Here is an 18,506-nt window from a genome sequence, read left to right as displayed (position 1 = left end):
GTAGGGCGGGGCTGGTGGCTCGCGGTATCCAGACTTCCTCCGCGGCGCTTAAGGATTTCCCCTATGCCGGGCGCGCCCGTTCCACATTGTCCGCCTCCGCCGACAGCCCACCGCCCGTCGGACATACTGCGCGAATGATGTCTCCGCTCCCCGCAGGGCTGACGCTCTGCCACGACCTGACCGCCACCGCGTGGGTGCGCGACGCGCTGCCGGACTTCGCGGCCGGCATGGTCGGCTCCCTGCTGCCCGCCGGATACGAGCGGTACGTACGCGTGCTGCATCCCGCGGAGGACGATGCGGATGCCGGCGACGGGCCGGGCGAGGGTACGTTGCCTGGCCCGCTGGCCGCGCCGTTGGCGTCGATCCTGGAAGGCCGCACGGCCACTCCGGACGACTGCTTCTTCGGGATCTGGGAAGGGTGCGGATACTTCGACGACGGCACCGTGACGGCCGTGCTCACCAGTGGGACGGGCACGTCATCGTGGCAGGTGCGGCCCGCCGTCGACATCGCGGACGCGCCGCGCCTCGAACTCCCCCACCGCGGGTACGCCGTGTTCCGGGGCCCGGTCGACTCGGTGACCGCCCTGGCGATGGCGGTCGCGGGTGAGGCCGGGGAGAGCGCCGACGTGGCCAACGCCCTCGTACCCGACCTGTGGTGGCCCGCCGACCGCTCCTGGTTCGTGCACGGCGACACCGATCTCACGGCGACGTGGATCGCCTGCTCCGCCACCGCGGCGGAGCAGGTCCTGGCACACCCGGCCCTGGAAGCGGTGGTGATGTCCCCGGACTCACCGGTGCTTCCCTGACGGCCGGTTGGCCGTCAGTCGGCGAGCGCGCCCATCGGGTCCCAGGCCGGCAGCACGATCGGCGGCTCGTCGAGGGCGGCGGAGAGCTCCGCCGGGAGTGCGGAGCGGCGGACGGCGACCTCGAAGACGTGCTCGCCGAACCACGAGTCGTTCATGGTCCAGAAGCCCTTGTCGGCCTTCTCCTCGCCCCAGCTGTTCTCGACCCGCCAGCGGCGCGGCACACCGTCCACGACGTCGACGCCGGTGAAGAGCATCGCGTGGGTCATCTGGGTCTCGTGGTGGAGCAGCCGGTCCGCCTTGTCGAGCTCGAACGCCGCGCCGTAGACGGCCTCGTAGTCGAAGAGTTCGGCGTCCCAGATGCCGAGGTCGGCGCGCATCTGCTGGGCGACGTCGCAGCCGAACCAGACCGGCTCGCCGGCCACGACGGCCTCCATGGTGAGGCGCTTGAGCAGGTCGATGTCCGCGTTGAGGTAGACCACGGGCGGGGCCTCGACGATGTTGCCCAGGTGCTCGACGGTGAAGGTGCGGCCGGCCGGACTCGACGCACGCGGATCGTGGACGAGGCAGACATATTCGTCGAGGGGTATCTGCACATACGCCTCGGCGAACTCGGTCGGTGTCATCCAGCCGTCGCGGTGGAACTCCTGCTCCTTGTCGCGCCACTGCCACAGGAACGTCTGCGGCGGCGTGCCGAGATGGATGCTGAGCACGCGGTGCACGGCGCCGAGCACCTCCGCCTTGCGGGCGCGCTGCGCCTCGACCCCCTCGGCCGCCGCCGCACGCAGATCGCGCGCACCTTGCCTCAGCAGGCTCATCAGGGCCCGGTTCATCGGCCCGGTCGCCGAGGAGCTCTCGGTCTCCGGCATCGCCGACTTGGGCAGCAGGCCGTGCTTGGCGACCAGCGCCACGAACATGTTCCACTGCCCGCCGTCGCTGATCGGGTCGCCGAGCAGGTGCGCCACCGTACGGTCGTCGACGTCGCGGTCGGAGGTGTCGATGACACTCTCGAGGAAGTGGTTCGCGCGCTCGAACTTGTCCCACCACAGCACGTAGTTCTGGGAGAACTCGAAGTCCTTCACACCGAGCTTCTCCGCGGCGCCGACGCGCAGCAGGTTGAGCCCGGCGAACATCCAACAGCGGCCACTGCGCTTCTGGTTGGTGACCTTCCAGTCGTCCAGGTGGTGCGATACGGAGTGGTCGATGGCGGTGACGATCCGCCGGTCCAGGGCGATATCGTCCACCGTCGTCTGCGTCACGGCGTTCTGCATCAGCCGGTTCGCGGGGCGGGCGGCGAACTCCTTCTCATAAGCCTCTAGTTGTGCCGGAGTGAGACTGCGGTCGCTGTCGGCCGGAGCGTCGGTGGGCTGAGAGGTGTGAGCGTGTCCGAGCGTCACGGTATCCGCTTCCCATTCTCGAATCGGCCCGTGCTCGCGCGGGGGCCTTGGCAGGTAAAAGGGGCAACGCGCTCTCACCGTCGCACGGCCGTTCTAGCCAGTCAACGGACTTGTGGCCATGCCCGTGTGTCCCACACTCATCCCTCGGCGTCCTGCGGATACCACCGCAGTTCGACGGTGTTCCCGTCCGGGTCCTTGACGTACACGGACTGCGCCTGACCGCGCGCTCCCCAGCGCGGCACCGGACCCTCCAGGACGTCGAACTCCCCGGAGTCGACGACCTCCTGCCAGTCCAGAGGGTCGACGACGAGACAGAAATGATCGACGTTGGATTCGACCCGCGCGGCGGCGAACAGATCGATCACCGTGCTGCCGTCGATCCGTACGGACGGGAACGGCACCTTCCCGGCCCGCCACTCCTCCACCCGCTCGGGCGCGAGCCCCAGGCGGCCGACGTAGAACTCCAGCGACTTGTCGACGTCGGCGACGTTCAGCACCAGGTGATCGAGAGCTTTGACTCGCATGATGACGGTCCCCGTCTGTGGTCGGTTGCACTGTCATGCCCTGCCTAGCCCAGCAACGGCCGGGCGGCAAGGGCTGTTCGGCGTCACCGGTCCTCCAGGACCGCCCGGATCTGTCGAGTCGTCGCCGCGGCGATGCCCGGTGATTCGTGAGCGTACGCGGTGTACGCGAGGAGGCCGCCGGTCAGGGCCCAGCCGCGGCCGCGGGCCCAGGTGTCGGTGTCCGCTCCGAGGGCGGTGCGGAAGAGGGCTCGGCCGGGCGGTGACATCAGCGAGTAGGCCATCATCAGGTCGGTGGCCGGATCGCCGAACGCCAGGCCGCTGAAGTCGATGACCGCGCTGAGGCGGCCGTCGACGGTGAGCAGGTTGCCGGTGTGGAAGTCGCCGTGGACCCATACCGGCGGCCGGTTCCAGGGCTCGGCGGCCAGGGCCGCGTCCCACACCGCGGTCATCGCCTCCGCGTCGAAGGCGTCCGCGGCCCGCGCGATCGCCGCGCGCGTGGCACCGTCGCGGTCGGACAGCGGCTGCGGGGGCGGGACCGCGGTCGTCCCCGGCGCGGGCCGGTGGACGCGGCCGAAGTCCCACAACGCGAGGAGGAAGTCGGCCAGCTGGCCCGCGGTGGCGGTGTCGTCGCCCAGCTTCTGCGTGGTCGCCGTCTCTCCGTCCAGCCAGCGGGAGACCGACCAGGGCCACGGGTAGCCGAAGCCGGGGCTGCCCTGCGCCACCGGGGCGGGCACCGCGAGCGGCAACCGCGCGGCGAGCCGGGGCAGCCAGGCGAACTCCTTGCCGAGCCCGCCGAGCGGTCCGGGGTGCCGGGGCAGCCGCACCGCGAGTTCGGGACCGAGCCGGTGGATGACGTGGTCCGAGCCGCCCGGTTCGACGCGCTCCAGCGGCAGGCCGGCCCACCGCGGGAACTGCGCGTCGACGAGCCTGCGGACCAGATCGGTGTCGATGGACGGACGCATCCCCACACCTTCGTGTCTCACGCCACCCACCGCACCCCGTTTTCCCCTGATACCCCTCACGAGGCCGCCCTAAATGTACGTACAGCTTGCGCCAGAACCCCTGCGCCCACTTGTACGCCAGCGCGCGCACGGCCTAGCCTAGATGTACGTACATTACGGATCGCGTGACCGGGAGGGTTTTCCTTGGCGATCAAGCAGCACCACCGGACGGTGATCGTGGGCGGCGGCTCCGCCGGCGTCTCGGTCGCGGCGCGGCTCCGGCGGGCCGGCGAGCGCGACGTCGCGGTCCTCGACCCGAGCGAGCGGCACTACTACCAGCCGCTGTGGACGCTGGTCGGTGGCGGACGGGCGCCGCTGAAGGAGAGTGTCCGGCCGCAGCGGTCCGTGATACCGAAGGGCGTCCGGTGGATCCGGCGTGCCGCGGTCGCCGTCGATCCCGAGGCCCAGGAGGTGAGCCTGGACGACGGCGGGGTCGTGCACTACGACCACCTCGTGGTCTGCGCCGGTATCCAGCTGGACTGGGACGGCGTGCCCGGCCTCGGCGCCGGACTGGGCCAGAACGGGCTCTCCAGCAATTACCTGCCGCACACCGCACCCGTGACCTGGCGTTTCATTCGCGAGACCCGCTCGGGCAGTGCCGTGTTCAGCATGCCGCCCGGAGCCATGAAGTGCGGCGGCGCCCCGCAGAAGATCGCCTACCTCGCCGCCGACCACTGGCGCCGGGAGGGCGTCCTCGGCCGGATGGACATCCACCTGGTGCTCCCGACGGACACCATCTTCGGTGTCCCGGAGTTCGCGCGGGTCCTGGAGGACGTGGCCCGCCGGTACGGCATCCACGTCCACTACGGCAGCGAGGTCACCGAGGTCCGTCCCGACGCCCGCGAGGTCGTCGTCAGCGACCTCGGTACGGGCGACAAGACCACCCTCCCGTACGACATGGCTCATCTCGTGCCGCCGCAGAGCGCCCCGGACTGGATCAAGCGGGGCCCGCTCGCGGACGCCGCGAACCCGGCCGGCTACGTCGAGATCGACAAGCACACGATGCGGCACGTCCGGTACCCCAACATCTGGGCCCTCGGCGACGCCGGCTCCTCGCCGAACTCCAAGACCGGCGCGGCCGTGCGCAAGCAGGCGCCCGTGGTCGTCGAGAACCTGCTCGCGACGGCGCACGGCCAGGAGCCGCTCTCCGTCTACAACGGCTACTCCTCGTGCCCGCTGACCACCGCCCGCAACAAGATGCTGCTCGCCGAGTTCGACTACAGCGGGCGGCCCGCTCCGTCGATCCCGCTGATCGACACGGTCCGCGAGCGCACCGACATGTGGTACCTCAAGCGGCGCGGTCTGCCGTTCCTGTACTGGAACCTCATGCTCCGCGGCCTCGCGTGACCCGCACGCCTCCCCTCTCCCAAGCACCTTCATGACTCTGGAGTCCGTCATGCCCCAGGAGCCCGTCACCCACGACGGCACCGGACCGCTGATATTCGTGCAGTTCTACCTCGACTGCCTCTCGCACGCCTCGTACCTCATCGGCGACCGCGGCACCAGCCGCGCCGTCGTGGTCGACCCCCAGCGTGATGTCAACGAGTACCTCGCCACCGCCGCACACCACGGCCTCACCATCGAGCGCGTCATCGAGACCCACGTCCACGCCGACTTCCTCTCCGGCCACCTGGAGCTGGCCGAGCGCACCGGCGCCCCCATCTCCTACGGCGCCGAAGCCGACGTCGACTTCGACACCGACCCCCTCGCCGACGGCCAACACCTCCCACTCGGGGAGGTCGACCTACAGATCCTGCACACACCGGGACACACCATGGAGTCGGTCTGCGTCGTCGTACGCGAGCACGCGGCCGACCCCGTCCCCTACGGGGTCCTCACCGGAGACACGCTGTTCATCGGCGATGTCGGACGGCCCGATCTCCTCAGCGCGCGCGGCCGCTCCGCCGAGGAGATGGCCCGCGCCCTCTACCGCTCCACCCGCGAGCGCCTGCTCACCCTCCCCGACGAGACGCGCGTCTTCCCGGCGCACGGGGCAGGATCGGCCTGCGGCAAGAACCTGTCGGCCGCGCTGAGTTGCACGCTCGGCACCCAGCGCGACACCAACTACGCGCTGGCCGACATGTCCGAGGACGCGTTCGTCGAGGTCGTGACATCCGGCCGGTCGGCGGCGCCCGCCTACTTCTCGTTCACGTCCGAGCGCAACCGCGAGGCCCGCCCGGTACTCGACGAGGACGCACCCGTCGCCGCCCTCACCCCGGACGCCGTACGGCAGGCCGTCGCCGGCGGCGCGAGCGTACTCGACACACGGGACCCTGACGCCTTCGCCGCCGCGCACCTGCCCGGCTCGGTCAACGTCCCGCTCGGCGGCCGGTTCGCCGAACTCTGTGGCGAGGTGCTCCCGGCCGGGGCCGACCTCGCCCTGTGCGGGGACCCCGCCACCGCGCGCGAGGCCCGCAACCGGCTCGCCCGCATCGGCTACGACCGGGTCGTCGGCGCCCTGCCCGCCGACGACCTGAGTGCCGAGAACGTGACGTCGATGCCGCGCGTGGAGGCGCAGGCCCTGGCCGCCCGCCTCGCCGACAACCCCAGGGCCTTCACCGTGCTGGACGTACGCGCCCCCGGCGAGATCCACGACACCGGCACGGTCCCCGGCGCCCGCACCATCCCGTTGCCCGAACTGGTCGCGCGAGTAGGCGAATTGACGCCACATCGGCAGCAGCCGCTCGTCGTGGTGTGCGCCGGCGGCAACCGCTCGTCCGTGGCCGCCTCCGTGCTCCGGGCCCGCGGCTTCGACGCCGACGACCTGCGCGGTGGCTTCGCCGGATGGCGCGGCCCGGTCGAGCACCCGGCCGGCGGGGGCGGCGTCCCCGCGTGAACCTCCTGGTCCTCGCCGTGGTCTGCGGCGCCGTCGTCGGCCTGGCGCTCGGCGGGCTCGGCGGCGGCGGTGGTGTGCTCGCGGTCCCGGCCCTCGTCTATCTCCTGGGCGTCGACCCCGCCGACGCGGGCACGACCAGCCTGCTCATCGTCACCGTCACCTCCGCCACCGCCCTCGCCCGCCACGCGGGCACCGGCACCGTGCGCTGGCGGACCGGCGTCCTGTTCGCCGCGGTCGGCGCGGTGCCCACCGTCGGGGCGTCGATGCTCGCGCACCGCCTGCCGCAGTCCCTGCTGACCGGCGCGTTCGCCGTCTTGGCCGCGGTGGCCGCCACGGCGATGCTGCGCGGCACCCGCGCCTGTGGTGACGCGGTGCCCCCGGACTCCGGACCGCCGGTGCAGGTGGCGGCGGCGCCCGCCCCCGGCCTCGTACAAATACGAGAGGCACGGCAGACGGCCACCACTCGGGCCGGGTCCCTGCGGACCGCCGGGGCAGGGGCCGGGCTCGGCGCCGTGACCGGGCTGCTGGGAGTGGGCGGCGGGTTCCTCGCCGTGCCGACCCTGGTGTCCGTGCTGCGCCTGCCGATGCGGGCGGCCGTCGGCACCAGCCTCGTCGTCACCCTCCTCAACTCGCTGGTGTCCCTCACCACGCGGCTGACGACCGAGGGTGTCTCCATCGACCCCGCCGTGCTCGGTCCCTTCGTCGGCGCCGCGATCCTCGGGGCGTGGGACGCCCGGCGGCTTGCGGCCAGGCTGTCGGGACCGGCCTTGCAGCGCGCGTTCGCGGTCCTGCTGCTCGCGACGGCGGCGTTCATGCTGGTGGACGCGTTCGTGTGAGCGGGGCCAGGGGTGCGACCGGTGGTGCGACCGGTGGTTTGCACCGTCTCCGTAAATCGACGAGCATGCATCCCGTGCCCACCAGCAGCTCGCAGTCCGGCCCTCGTCCGCTCACCCGGTCCAAGGGCAAGCCGCTGTGGTCCCAGCTCCGCGCCGACCTGTTGCGGCGCCTCGAGGACGGCGAGTTCCGGGACGTCTTCCCCGGCGAGCACGACCTCGTCGCCGAGTACCAGGTCAGCCGGCACACCGTCCGCGAGGCGCTGCGCACGCTGCGCGCGGAGGGGCTGGTGACGGCGCAGCGGGGCAGGGTGTCCCGGTTCGCGGCGAGCCGGCCGCTGGAGCAGAAGGTCGGCGAGGCGTACAGCCTCTTCCGCTCCGTCGAGGAAGTGGGCGCCGTCCAACGCAGCGTCGTTCGCCGCCTCGACCAGCGTGCCGACGGCGTCATCGCCGCCCGCCTCGGACTGGAGGAGTCCACTCCCCTCGTCCACCTCGAACGCCTGCGCCTCGCCGACGGGGAGCCGCTCGCCGTCGACCGCGTCTGGCTGCCCGCGGACGTCGCCCGCCCGCTCCTGTCCGTCGACTTCACGCACACCTCGCTCTACGACGAGCTGGAACGCCACTGCCGTACGCACATCAGCGGCGGGTGGGAGCGCATCCGGGCCGTCGTGCCCACGCGCGCGGAGCGCAAGCTGCTCGACTGCCCCGATTCCACGGCGCTGTTCGCGATCGACCGGCTCGGGCACGACGCGGCCCACCGCCAGGTCGAGTGGCGCCAGACCCTGGTCCGCGCGGACCGCTTCACCGTGGCCGCGGCGTTCTCCGCCGACGACGGTTACCGGCTGGGCGCACCGGTGCCCACGCCCTGACGGGCGTCCCGACCAAGCTTGCCGGGTGGGCATCGTCCGTCGATCCGCAGTCTGCGCCCTCATGCCGAAAAGTCGCCACCCCTCCGATGGGCCCACGCCACCGCGGGACATGCCCAGCGGCACCGGGTGGCTGCCGCACGGCTTCCACCTAGCCCCGCACACGCACGACCAGGGTCAGCTGGTCCACGCGGCCGCGGGAACACTGGCCACGACGACCGAGCGCGGCACATGGGTCGCACCGGCCCACCGTGTGACGTGGACGCCGCCCGGCTTCGCCCACTCCCACCGCTTCCACGGCCGCACGGACGCCCGCCTCCTGACCATCCCGGTCGACCTGTGCGAGCAAGTCGTCGCCCACCCAAGCGTGTTCGCCGTCGGCCCGCTGTTGCGCGAGGCCGTCCTGGCCCTGACCGACGAGCGGCCCGAGGCCCGCGACGACCGCCTGCGTGCCGCGGGCTCCTCGCGGAAACCGGTCCTATTCGACGTCGATGCCGAAGTCCTGGACCAGTTCCTCCAGGCCTCCCGCGTACCCCTTCCCGCCCAGGACGAAGTCCCAGTCCCCGCCCGGCCGGTGGCGGAAGGAGCCGAGGACGAGGGCGGTCTCGCCGGGGCGGCCGTCGGAGACTTCCAGGTGTGCCAGTTCGGCGAGGGCCGGGTCGAGCAGGCGGATGCGGGCCCGTGTGAACCCCGCGAGGTCGGCGTCCGGGTTGATTTCCGGGTCGATGGCGGCGACGAGCACCAGCCGGTCGGCCCGCTCCGGCAACTGGTCGAAGGCGACGCAGATCGCCGCCTTGTCCGGGGCTTCGGCCGGCAGGGCCCGGACCGAACCATCCGGTGTCCGCGGGTTGTTGTAGAAGACGAAGTGGGCGTCGCCGAGGACGCGCGATCCCTGGCAGACGAGTGCGCACACGTCCAGGGCGACCTCACCTTCCCAGGTCATGCCCAGGACGTTGTAGTCGTCGGGGAGGCCGGGGCCCCGCTCCGGCTCCGGCCGTGGCGCCGTGCCACGGCGGCCGCCGCCGTCGCCCAACTGCCCGCTCAGGCCGTGCCGATGAAGCAGGTCGACGAGTTCCGTGCCCGGAATCAGCTCCAGCGGCTTTCCGTTGGCGAACGCGTGGGAGCCCGGGCCGAAGCGCGAAGTGGTCACCAGGACACCCTTGTTGGCGCCGGCGTCCTGCACCGTCCCGTACAGGTCCCGTACGGCGGTGGGTGGCACCGTGTTGCGGTACCGCTTCACCTGGACGACGATGTCGCCGCCCCGGATCGGCGTCGGGTCCAGGGCCCTGACGTCCACTCCCCCGTCGTTCGAGCGCTGTGTGGTCACCGCCTGCATGCCCATGGCCTCGAAGAGCCGGGCGACCAGCGACTCGAACGCGATGGGATCCATCTCGTACAGGTCAGGTTCCGTGTCGTCACCATGGGCCACGACACGGCTGCCGACGTCCTGGGGCCGCCGGCTCGGCCGGACCACCGCGGCCTGGTCGGGGCGCGCGGAGAGCTGCCCGCGCAACGCGTCGACCAGGCAGCCGCAGGGGTCGACCTGCGCCAGGTGCAGGTCGCGGAACGCGGCGCGGGTGGCCAACACCGTTGCCAGGACGAGGTGTTCGGGCCGGCCCGTCGTCGGATCGTGGCCGTCGACGAACCCGTTCAGGGCCACCGACTCCAGGGCGCCCGACTCGTCGGCGGCGAAGAGTTCGTGCACCACCAGCAGCACGCACTGGGCGAGCACCTCCCGGTACAGCGCGCGGCGCTGCCCAACCGGGCGCGGGGTCTCCTTGTACTGGTCGGCACCGGCCATGTACCGCACGGCCTTGGCCTCCGGCACGACGTCGTGCGCGGGCAGCTCCCAGTCCAGGACGAGCTCGCGCGCCGTCGAGTCATACGCCGCCGTGACCTGACGCGGAAACCCCTCGGGCCAGGCCGACGAGGCGTAGAGGGCAGCCGAGAAGTACTCGACCACGGACTCGGGGTCGCGGCGCCGTACGCCGTCGGTCACCGCCTGGACCGACGCGTTGTGCCGCCGGATCTCCGACAGGAGCGCGTCACTGCGCTGCTGGTGCTCGCGCTGGTACGCGGCCAACTGCCGCTGCCGGTGCGCCTCCGCGGCCTGAGCGGCATGCCAGTCCCGTTCGAACCGTGCCCGCGCCTCGGCCTGGGCCTGGGCCCGCCGCCCCACGGTCCACCCGCCCTGTGCCTGGTACTGCTGCTGGCTCGGCAGCGGCGCCGGGTACGCCAGCGGCCCCGGAGCGAACGGCTGGACCTCCTCGGCGCGCAGCAAGGAGGACGCGCGGAACGCGGGCGCCCGGCAGCCCTCCGCGAGCAGCCCCTGCAACCTGGTGACCTGTGCCTCCAGCGCCTCCGTGCGGCGCCGCACCTCTGCCTGCTGGTACTCGCGCGCACTCTGCGCGGCCCGCCTCTGGTAGGCGCGCGCCTCCTGCGCCTCGTGCCTGCTGCGCCTGGCTTCGATCTCCCGCTGGCGTTGCTGCTGCCGCTGCATCTCGGCCCAGACGCCGACGGTTCCCCTCGTCCGACGACTCATCTGTGAGCGCCCCTCCCCCAAGTACCCCGGTTGTCCCCACAACCAGGTGTAGCCGCACCACTTTAGCGGGGCTCGGGCGGTGCGTCGGCCCTCGTCACTTCCGGGCCGGGCGGCGTACGGAACGCGGCCGGTACTCCACCACCGTCAGCGCCAACGACACATACCGCTCCACGAGTTCGCCGGGAGTCACCTCGCCGTCGGTCCGGTACCACTGGGCGATGGCGTTGCACATGGCGATCACCGCGCGGCGGGCGTCGTCGGGGTGGGGAGTCAGGAACACGCCGTCGGCGACGCCGCGTTCGATGACCTCGCGGAACTGTTGCGTGCCGCGCTCCTCGTTCTTGCGGTAGCGGGCCAGATGCTCGGGCTCCAGGCTGCGGCCCTCGGTCAGCACGATGCTGCTCTTGACCGGGTGCTCGATACGGAACTGGACCGTCGCGGTGACGAGGGCCTCCAGCTGCTCCGCGGGATCGTCGCCGGCCTCTTCGAGGGCGGTCCCGCACGCGCCGAAGTAGGCGTCGAGGCCCTCTTCGAGGATGGCGACGAGCAGGTCCTGCTTGCCTTTGTAGTAGTAGTACAGCGCGGAGAGGCTGACCCCGGCGCGCCCCGCGATGTCACGGATCGAGGTGGCCCCGTAGCCCTGCTCGGAGAACTCTTCGCGGGCCGCCTCGATGATGGCCTTGTGACCTGCGGGGCGAGTGGACACGATGCTCCGATCTGCTGGGCCGCTCAGTCCGCCCCGCCACTGAACATCCGTACAGCCGGCGACGGCGCCGTCATCGTAGCGCCGTGTGTCCTCATCACCGAGCCCGCAGCGGAACTCGTACGGCAGGGGCTCCCCCACTCCTCCCACGAGAGGCGGGGAAGCCCCGTGCCGAACGAACGTTAAGCCGCTGACGCCCGGTCCGACGGTCAGTCGGTGATCTCGATGTGGCCGTTCGCCGATTCGGCGCCGGCTGCCGCTTCGGCGGGCTTCGGGGCGGGCACCGCCGCGCCCTTCCCGCCGGTGATGTTCTTCAGCAACGCGGCGAGGTCGACACCGGTCGTGGAGTTCAGGAGTTCCACACCCTGCGCCACGTTGTCGGCGACCGTACGGGACAGCTGGCTCGCCCCGTCCGTGGAGATCACCGTCATCTTGTCGACGGCGCTCAGCGGTTCGGACGCCTTGGCGACGACCTGCGGCAGCACCTCGACCAGCATCTGCAGCACGGCCGCGTCGCCGTACTGCGCGAAGGCGTCGGCCTTCTTCTGCATGGCCTCGGCCTCGGCGGCGCCCTTCGCCCCGATCGCCGCGGCCTCGGACTCGCCCTCGATGCGGACCGCGTCCGCGAGCGCGGCACGGTGCGCCTTCTCGCCCTCACCGGTCAGGCGGGACCGCTGGGCGTCCGCCTCGGCCTGCTTGACCAGGCCGATCCGGCGGGCCTCGGCCTCCTGTTCGGCCTGGTAGCGGGCGGCGTCGGCGGGCTTGCGGACCTTGGTGTCCAACTCGCGGTCGGTCAGGGCCGCCTGACGCTGCGCCACCTTCTCCTGCTCGGTCAGGACCTCCTGCTGCCGGGCGGCGTCGGCGAGCGGGCCCGCCGCGTTCGCCTGCGCGGAGGCCTGGTCGGTCTCCGCCTTGATCTCGGCCTGCTTCAGCGCGAACGTGCGCTGCGCGATCGCGATCTCCTCCTCGGCCTTCAGCCGCGCCTGCTCGGCGGCGCGGCGCGCGACGGCCTCGGCGATGTCGGCCTCCTGCTTGGCACGGGCGGCCTCGGGCCGGCCCAGGTCCTCCAGGTAGGAGCCCTCGGTGGTGATGTCCTGGATCTGGAAGGCGTCCAGGACCAGACCCTGCCCGGACAGCGACGCCTCCGCCTCCTCGGCGACCTGCCCGGCGAACGCGGCCCGGTCGCGGATGACGTCCTCCACCGACATGCGTCCGACGATCGAGCGCAGCGCGCCGGACAGCACTTCCTGCGTGAAGCCGACGATGCCGTCCTGCTGCATCAGGAAGCGCTGGGCGGCGGCCCGGATCGAGTCCTCGGTACCGCCGACCTTGACGATCGCGACGCCTTCGAGGTGCGCCTTCACCCCGCGCAGGGTGACCGCGCCGCGCACCGCGACGGGGATGTGCCGCGAGGACAGGTCGAGGGTGAACTTCTGCTGCACGAACGGGACGACGAAGACGCCGCCGCCGACCACGACCTTCTGGCCGCTGTTGTCGGTGATGACGTGGCCGGTCTCCGGGTCGGTGGACTTCTTGCCGCGCCGCCCGGTGACGATGAACGCCTGGCTGGGCCCCGCGACCTTGTAGCGGGTGATGACGACGAGCGCCAGCAGGACCAGGAGTACGACGACTCCGGCCACGGCGATGGTGACAGGGCTCATGATGGCTTCCCCCTCTGCCCCCTCGCCTCCCGGCGAACGGCAGTCGGTTGGTGATGGTCAGTACGCGACGCGGTGACGTGTACGAGGGTGATGTGCACGAAGGTGACGTGCACGAAGGTGACGTTGTACGCAGGTGGTGTGTACACAGGTGGTGTGTACGCAGCAGTGGTCAGCGGTCGACGGTGCGGACCTCGACCGAGGTCGGCGACAGGATGTCCGCCACCCACACCTCGGCGCCGCGGGCGACCCCGATCGCGCTCTTCGCCGAGAACTTCGCCGGCTGGCCCGCGAGATGCAGCAGCACCTCGCCGTATCCGTCGACCGGAATCGCGGTGACGACGGTGCCCGCGCTGCCGACGAGGTCGTCGCCGCGGGGTGCCACCGCGGTCTGGTCCCGCATCAGCGCGCGGGTCAGCTTCCATGTCAGCCAGCCGGCGCCGCCCCCCGCGACGGCACCGATGGCGGTGGCGGGCCCTGCACCGAGGTCGGTGGTGCCGAGCACGATCGCGCCGCCGAACCCGAGCATCGACACGAAGCCCGCGATCACGGGCAGCGACAGCAGTCCGTCGAAGAGCCCGTCCAGGGCCCCGATCCCGTCGAAGAGACCCTCCAGCACCCCGTCGAGCACCAGGGACAGGACGAGCAGCACCACTCCCACGATGCCCAGGCCGAGAAACCACGTCATGTCACTGGCCTCCCCGGCTCTCCTGCTTCCGCGTGTTCCGCGTGCTGCCCCGAACGTTGTCATGGGCAACCACCTGAAGTACCTTCCGCATCCCGGCAATCTTTACGCGATTTTGATGCCTACTTGCGCATACGTTAAAAAGTCCGGGGAGCACGGGGAGCACCAGGCACCGCGATGGGAGCGATGGGGGTAGGCATGACGTCGCAGCAGGACGTCCCGGACGAGTATCTGGACGGGTACGTGCAGGCGGTCGCCGACGCCTCCGCCACCGGCCGCCGGCTGAACCGGGGCGAACTCGACGCACGCCGCGCGCTGGGCGAGCGCGCCGCGGAGGCCGGAATCGGGCTGCGCGCGCTGGTCGCCGCCCATCTCGCACGCACGCACACCGGCAACATCGGCACCAGGGTGACGGTCGACGCCGTCGTCGCGGCCGGCGCCCAGGCCATCGACGCGTTCGCCGAAGGCTACGAGCGCGCGCAGCGGCAGACCATGCGCCGGGAGGAAGCGGCGCGCCGCGAGTTCATCGACGACCTGCTCTACGGCCGCAGCGACCTGGGCAAACTGGCCGAGCGCGCCGAGCGTTTCGGGCTGCGGCTGTCCGGCGAGCACGCCATAGCGGTGGCCCGCGGCGACGCCGCGTACGAGGAGGGCGACACCGTCGCGCGCGAGATCGAACGCGCGGTGATCGGGCGCTTCGGCAACCGGAATATCCTGCTGACCACCAAGGAAGGGCGGCTCGTCTGCATCGCCCCCGGCGACCAGAGCGAGGTCCTCTCCTACTTCGCCAAGCAGGCGTACGCCGCCGCCGAAGGAAGCCAGGTCGCCATCGGCCGCCCGCAGTCGGGCCCCGGCGGTGTCGTGCAGTCCTACGAGGAGGCGCTGGGCGCACTCGACCTGGCCGCCCGGCTCGGCCTGGACACCCCGGTGCTGCGCTCGGCCGACCTCCTCGTCTACCCCGTCCTCACCCGCGACCGGCAGGCCATGACCGACCTGGTCCACAACACGCTGGGACCCCTGCGCCAGGCACGCGGCGGCGCCCAGCCGCTGCTCGACACGCTCATGGCGTACTTCGACGCCGGCTGCGTGTCGGCCGAGGCCGCCCGCCAACTGTCGCTCAGCGTACGGGCGTTCACGTATCGCCTCGCCCGTATCCACCAGCTCACGGGGATCGACCCGGCGGTCCCGGCCGACCGCTACACGCTCCAGACCGCGGTGATCGGCGCCCGCCTCATGGACTGGCCGGCGGACACCGCCACCGCCTGACGGCGCGTTCCACCGCCCCTCCTACCCCTTCACCCAGGGTGAGACCCCGAGCTTCCCGGTGGTCCCCAGGTCGAGGTGCGGGGTCACGGTGACCGGGGCGGCACCGGCCTTCGCACGGACCCGTACGTGGGGAACGTTCACCGCGGTGCCGGCTTGGGTGGTGTTGTGCCACGCCAGGGAGGCGCTCGCCGACTCGCCGGGCCTGAGCACGACCGGCCGGGGCGGCCCGTCGCGGCCGATGCCCGTGGCGATCCCACCGGTGCCGTCGAGGACCTTGATGCCGTCCACGCGCTTGAAGTCGTCGTCCAGGAGCTCCAGCAGCGGATATCCCTCGACGTTGTAGTCACGCTCCCCGCAGTTGGCGAGGTGCAGGCCCACCACGCGCAGCCCCATGGCCGCGTCACCTCGATCGACGCTGACCCGGATCCCCGAGGCGGGGCACGTGCCGGTCCCGGCGGGCGCCTCGTCCGCGGGAACCTTGGTGACTTCGAGGACCTTCGCCTGTGTGACCCGCGGCGCGGAGGGCTGCAGCTTCCCGGCTCGCACCGTGCCGCGTACGGTCTTCCCGGGCGGCACGTCGCGCACGGTCACGGTCCTGTTCTCCACGGCACCGGCGTCGCCGCTCATGAAGGTGATGACGACCGTATAGGTCAGCGACTCGGCGCTCTTGTTGGTGACCTCGAAGCCCGCGACGATCCCCGAGTCGACGGGAAGCCTGTCGGCGGACACGATCCAGCTGCGCGAGGGCGACGGCGAGGGAGAGGGCGACGCCGACGGCAGAGTCAGTGAGGTGATCCGCACGCCGTCCTTGCCGGGATCGACAACCTGCGTACGGGTCGACGGCACCGCGGACGAGCGGACTCCACCGGCCCCCACGTCTTCCGTCCCGCAGGCGCTGAGCAACAGCACGGTCGCGGCGGCAACTGACACAAGGCAGATGGGTCTTCGCATCCGGCCACTTCACCAGGCCCTGGACCGCCCACCTGTGGTGGAGGCCACAGTTCCGGCCACAGTCGAGTCACAAACGTGGTCGCCACCACTCCACGTGACGCCAGCCGCGCCATGGACGAGTCGACTGCCGGCGAGCGCCAGCGCTCTCATGAGGCGACCGACCGGGCCCGCGGGGTGTTGGCCGGCCAGGCGCGGCTGGAGAGTAACGCGGCAGCGCTGCCGACCTACCCGGACTCCACCCCCGGCCAGGCCGAGGCCATCGACCGCAAGGGTGCCGAAGTCCTCTTCCCGCGCCTGGCCGGCTGAGCCGAACGTCACGGCAACGCGACCCCGGAAATACGTCGTGGGGCCCGGGTGCCGTACGACACCCGGGCCCCGAGCCTTCAACACCATCTACCGGCTGACTGCACCGGCCTTCTTGTTCCGCCGGTCCGCCTGAGAGAGCGGAGAAGCGGGGATCGCGGTTGCGTGACCGGGGACCACCTTCCAATCCGGGGTCTGCGGTACCCGAGCGGCGTTCTTCCTCGCCCGGGCGATCCTGATGGCGTCTGCTCCTTACTTCATCGGGGTTACACGGATGTACTGCCGACTTCGCGGGCACTGCGTCATGCGATCCCTGGGGTCGCTCGGCCCGACAGTCAGTGAAGGGACCCACCACTTCCGGCCCCGCCGCTCCACTGCCGTTCCGTCATCCCGCTTGGCCTGCCGACACGGCAGTTCGTCTCTGCCGTGCCCACTTCGACTTTGTGGGTACGGGGAAAAACTAACGCCCGCACGCCTCCATGTCTACTCCCGCTACGGCAGATTTTCTCCACGCCTGGTGGTGGACCTTCTGCATCGCCTACACCCGGAAGAGTGTCACCCGGGATTGAGGACCGGCATCGCGGGCACAAGCCGAGCCTGGCGGCACGACCACCGATACAAGCGAGGTGCGAGCGCATGAGCGACACGACGACCACCCCCACACGGGCCCCCAGGCCTGCCGTCGTCCTGGAAGACGACAGCCCGGCCGGCGTCCCGCGCGCCCGTGGTGTTGCACGCGCCTTCGCCGCCAGCCTCGATCCGCCGCTGCCCGGCGAGACGGCGGAGAACCTCGTCCTGGTGGTCTCCGAACTTGCCACCAACGCCCTGCGTCACGGCGGCGGCCGCTACACCCTGCGCCTCAGCGCTTCCGCCGACGCGGTGAACATCGCCGTCAGCGACCTCAACCCGGCGCCCCCGCGAGAGCGGACCCCCGACCTCAACGACGGCACCGGCGGCTTCGGATGGCACATGGTCCGCCACCTCACCGACCATCTCACCACCCACCCCGGCCCCCGCAATGGGAAGACCATCCACGCCCGCCTCACCTGACGGCTCCCGGACAGAAGCGCGGAGACAGGCTGGTGACGGACTTTCAGGCCTTCTCCACCGCCCCGCCCACCACGAGCCCCTGATCGACGGCGCCCTCCTCCCGGGCCGGAACCAGCCCGGCAGCCGGCGACCAGCCGGCGGATCACCCCGCAGCCGAGTACGCCCGCCAGGCCGTCCCCGCGCCAGGCAGGCCGTGCCCGCGCCGGGCAGCCCCCAAGGTCACCCGATCCATGACAAGCAGGGCGGATGGAGGGCCGCGCCTCAGTGAGCCCTGGCCCACCACGCGAGGTGGATCAGAGCCCGACCGTGTCAACGAAGCCACCGGCCCGGCAGCGGCACACCCGACGACACGTGGTCAGCGCTGCGGTTGCCTCCGGCGAACCGCGGCGTCACTGGCGGTTGCCCGCTGGACCACATCATGGGCGGGGGCGTCCAGGGCCTCGCTGCCCGTCACGATTCGCGCGTGCAGGAGCAGGCGGGCCTGCACACCCTGTGGTGTCTCGATGCCTGCCATCAGGTCCATCGCGTAGCCGTCCTCAAGGGCCAGGAAGGAACGGGCGAGGTCCTCGGCGGGCGCGGCCAGTGTGAAGACTCCGTCGTCCGCGCCCCGCTGCAGCACCTCCCGGTACAGCGTGACCTGACGCGCGGCGAAGGTCCGCTGCTGCCGCTCGGACTCCTCTCCGCGCAAGGTCAGCGGGAACAGTTCGATCAGCAGCCGCGTGCTGAGCTCGGCCCGGCCGGGCCAGGGGACCCCGGAGCGGATGCAGGCGCGCAACTGGTCGACCGCATTCGACGCCGCGTCGATCTGCGCCTCGCGCAGCTCACAGAAGGTCTCCCGGCTGTGCTCCAGGACAGCGGCGAACACGGCCTGCAGGTCCGGGTAGTAGTAGAGCACCGCGGCCGGCGTCACCCCGGCCGCCGCGGCCACGTCCCGCAGCTTCGTCGCGGTGGCGCCGTGCTCCAGGATCGCCGCGGTGGCGGCATCGACGAGATGGGCACGGCGTTCGGCCTGGTTTTTGCGGCGGGGCATGGAGCACATGCTGGCACACGCGCCGCGCCCTCTCGGCAGCCTTCATGGACACCCGCTC

General features: G+C 71.6%; 17 protein-coding genes. 8 read left to right on the top strand and 9 right to left on the bottom strand.

Annotated elements, in window-relative coordinates:
* The first annotated feature begins 134 nt into the window (after positions 1-134).
* Positions 135-806 (top strand): hypothetical protein, encoded by a 672-nt coding sequence (locus ACIRHA_RS02480; RefSeq protein ID WP_403838993.1) that lies wholly within the window; start codon positions 135-137, stop codon positions 804-806.
* Between the two features lie 14 nt (positions 807-820).
* Here ACIRHA_RS02480 and ACIRHA_RS02475 read toward each other — a convergent pair whose 3' ends face one another.
* The 3 genes from ACIRHA_RS02475 to ACIRHA_RS02465 all read right to left on the bottom strand — a co-directional run bounded on the left by ACIRHA_RS02475 (position 821) and on the right by ACIRHA_RS02465 (position 3,686).
* The gene (locus tag ACIRHA_RS02475) at positions 821-2,200 is read right to left on the bottom strand and encodes an aminopeptidase C (protein ID WP_403838991.1); all 1,380 of its coding nucleotides are present in this window, start codon (positions 2,198-2,200) and stop codon (positions 821-823) included.
* 137 nt (positions 2,201-2,337) lie between these two features.
* Positions 2,338-2,724 (bottom strand): VOC family protein, encoded by a 387-nt coding sequence (locus ACIRHA_RS02470; RefSeq protein WP_403838989.1) that lies wholly within the window; start codon positions 2,722-2,724, stop codon positions 2,338-2,340.
* A gap of 83 nt (positions 2,725-2,807) precedes the next feature.
* On the bottom strand, positions 2,808-3,686 hold the full coding sequence (locus tag ACIRHA_RS02465; RefSeq protein ID WP_403838987.1) for an aminoglycoside phosphotransferase family protein: 879 nt from the start codon (positions 3,684-3,686) through the stop codon (positions 2,808-2,810).
* Positions 3,687-3,869: 183 nt separating this feature from the next.
* Between ACIRHA_RS02465 and ACIRHA_RS02460 the strand changes: the two genes are divergently transcribed.
* The 4 genes from ACIRHA_RS02460 (at position 3,870) to ACIRHA_RS02445 (ending at position 8,263) form a co-directional block, all read left to right on the top strand.
* On the top strand, positions 3,870-5,072 hold the full coding sequence (locus tag ACIRHA_RS02460) for an FAD-dependent oxidoreductase (protein ID WP_403838985.1): 1,203 nt from the start codon (positions 3,870-3,872) through the stop codon (positions 5,070-5,072).
* 49 nt (positions 5,073-5,121) lie between these two features.
* Entirely contained in the window at positions 5,122-6,561 is a 1,440-nt protein-coding gene (locus ACIRHA_RS02455) for a rhodanese-like domain-containing protein (RefSeq protein WP_403838983.1), read from the top strand.
* On the top strand, positions 6,558-7,397 hold the full coding sequence (locus tag ACIRHA_RS02450) for a sulfite exporter TauE/SafE family protein (RefSeq protein WP_403838981.1): 840 nt from the start codon (positions 6,558-6,560) through the stop codon (positions 7,395-7,397). The genes ACIRHA_RS02455 and ACIRHA_RS02450 overlap by 4 nt, the downstream gene beginning before the upstream one ends.
* Positions 7,398-7,462: 65 nt before the next feature.
* Entirely contained in the window at positions 7,463-8,263 is an 801-nt protein-coding gene (locus tag ACIRHA_RS02445) for a GntR family transcriptional regulator (RefSeq protein ID WP_403838979.1), read from the top strand.
* Between the two features lie 475 nt (positions 8,264-8,738).
* Here the strand turns inward: ACIRHA_RS02445 and ACIRHA_RS02440 are convergent, their stop codons facing one another.
* The 4 genes from ACIRHA_RS02440 to ACIRHA_RS02425 form a co-directional block, all read right to left on the bottom strand.
* Complete coding sequence (locus ACIRHA_RS02440; protein WP_403838977.1) at positions 8,739-10,802, bottom strand: restriction endonuclease; 2,064 nt, start codon at positions 10,800-10,802, stop codon at positions 8,739-8,741.
* Positions 10,803-10,896: 94 nt separating this feature from the next.
* Entirely contained in the window at positions 10,897-11,508 is a 612-nt protein-coding gene (locus tag ACIRHA_RS02435; protein ID WP_403838975.1) for a TetR/AcrR family transcriptional regulator, read from the bottom strand.
* Positions 11,509-11,714: 206 nt separating this feature from the next.
* Positions 11,715-13,166 (bottom strand): flotillin family protein, encoded by a 1,452-nt coding sequence (locus ACIRHA_RS02430; RefSeq protein ID WP_403838973.1) that lies wholly within the window; start codon positions 13,164-13,166, stop codon positions 11,715-11,717.
* Positions 13,167-13,335: 169 nt separating this feature from the next.
* On the bottom strand, positions 13,336-13,851 hold the full coding sequence (locus tag ACIRHA_RS02425) for a hypothetical protein (RefSeq protein ID WP_403838971.1): 516 nt from the start codon (positions 13,849-13,851) through the stop codon (positions 13,336-13,338).
* Positions 13,852-14,046: 195 nt separating this feature from the next.
* Between ACIRHA_RS02425 and ACIRHA_RS02420 the strand changes: the two genes are divergently transcribed.
* Entirely contained in the window at positions 14,047-15,114 is a 1,068-nt protein-coding gene (locus ACIRHA_RS02420; protein WP_403838969.1) for a PucR family transcriptional regulator, read from the top strand.
* Positions 15,115-15,135: 21 nt separating this feature from the next.
* On the opposite strand, the gene ACIRHA_RS02415 is transcribed toward ACIRHA_RS02420, so the two are convergent.
* On the bottom strand, positions 15,136-16,065 hold the full coding sequence (locus ACIRHA_RS02415; RefSeq protein ID WP_403838967.1) for a DUF4232 domain-containing protein: 930 nt from the start codon (positions 16,063-16,065) through the stop codon (positions 15,136-15,138).
* A 111-nt stretch (positions 16,066-16,176) separates the two neighbouring features.
* Between ACIRHA_RS02415 and ACIRHA_RS02410 the strand changes: the two genes are divergently transcribed.
* A complete protein-coding gene (locus tag ACIRHA_RS02410) occupies positions 16,177-16,371 on the top strand; it encodes a hypothetical protein (protein ID WP_403838965.1) in 195 nt (64 codons plus the stop codon).
* Positions 16,372-17,004: 633 nt separating this feature from the next.
* The gene (locus ACIRHA_RS02405) at positions 17,005-17,418 is read left to right on the top strand and encodes an ATP-binding protein (RefSeq protein ID WP_403838963.1); all 414 of its coding nucleotides are present in this window, start codon (positions 17,005-17,007) and stop codon (positions 17,416-17,418) included.
* A 355-nt stretch (positions 17,419-17,773) separates the two neighbouring features.
* Here ACIRHA_RS02405 and ACIRHA_RS02400 read toward each other — a convergent pair whose 3' ends face one another.
* On the bottom strand, positions 17,774-18,448 hold the full coding sequence (locus ACIRHA_RS02400; RefSeq protein WP_403838961.1) for a TetR family transcriptional regulator: 675 nt from the start codon (positions 18,446-18,448) through the stop codon (positions 17,774-17,776).
* Positions 18,449-18,506: the final 58 nt, after the last annotated feature.

Source organism: Streptomyces sp. NPDC102360, from assembly GCF_044766085.1.
In the GTDB taxonomy this organism is placed as follows: domain Bacteria; phylum Actinomycetota; class Actinomycetes; order Streptomycetales; family Streptomycetaceae; genus Streptomyces.
This window is presented reverse-complemented; position numbering and strand designations above follow the sequence as displayed.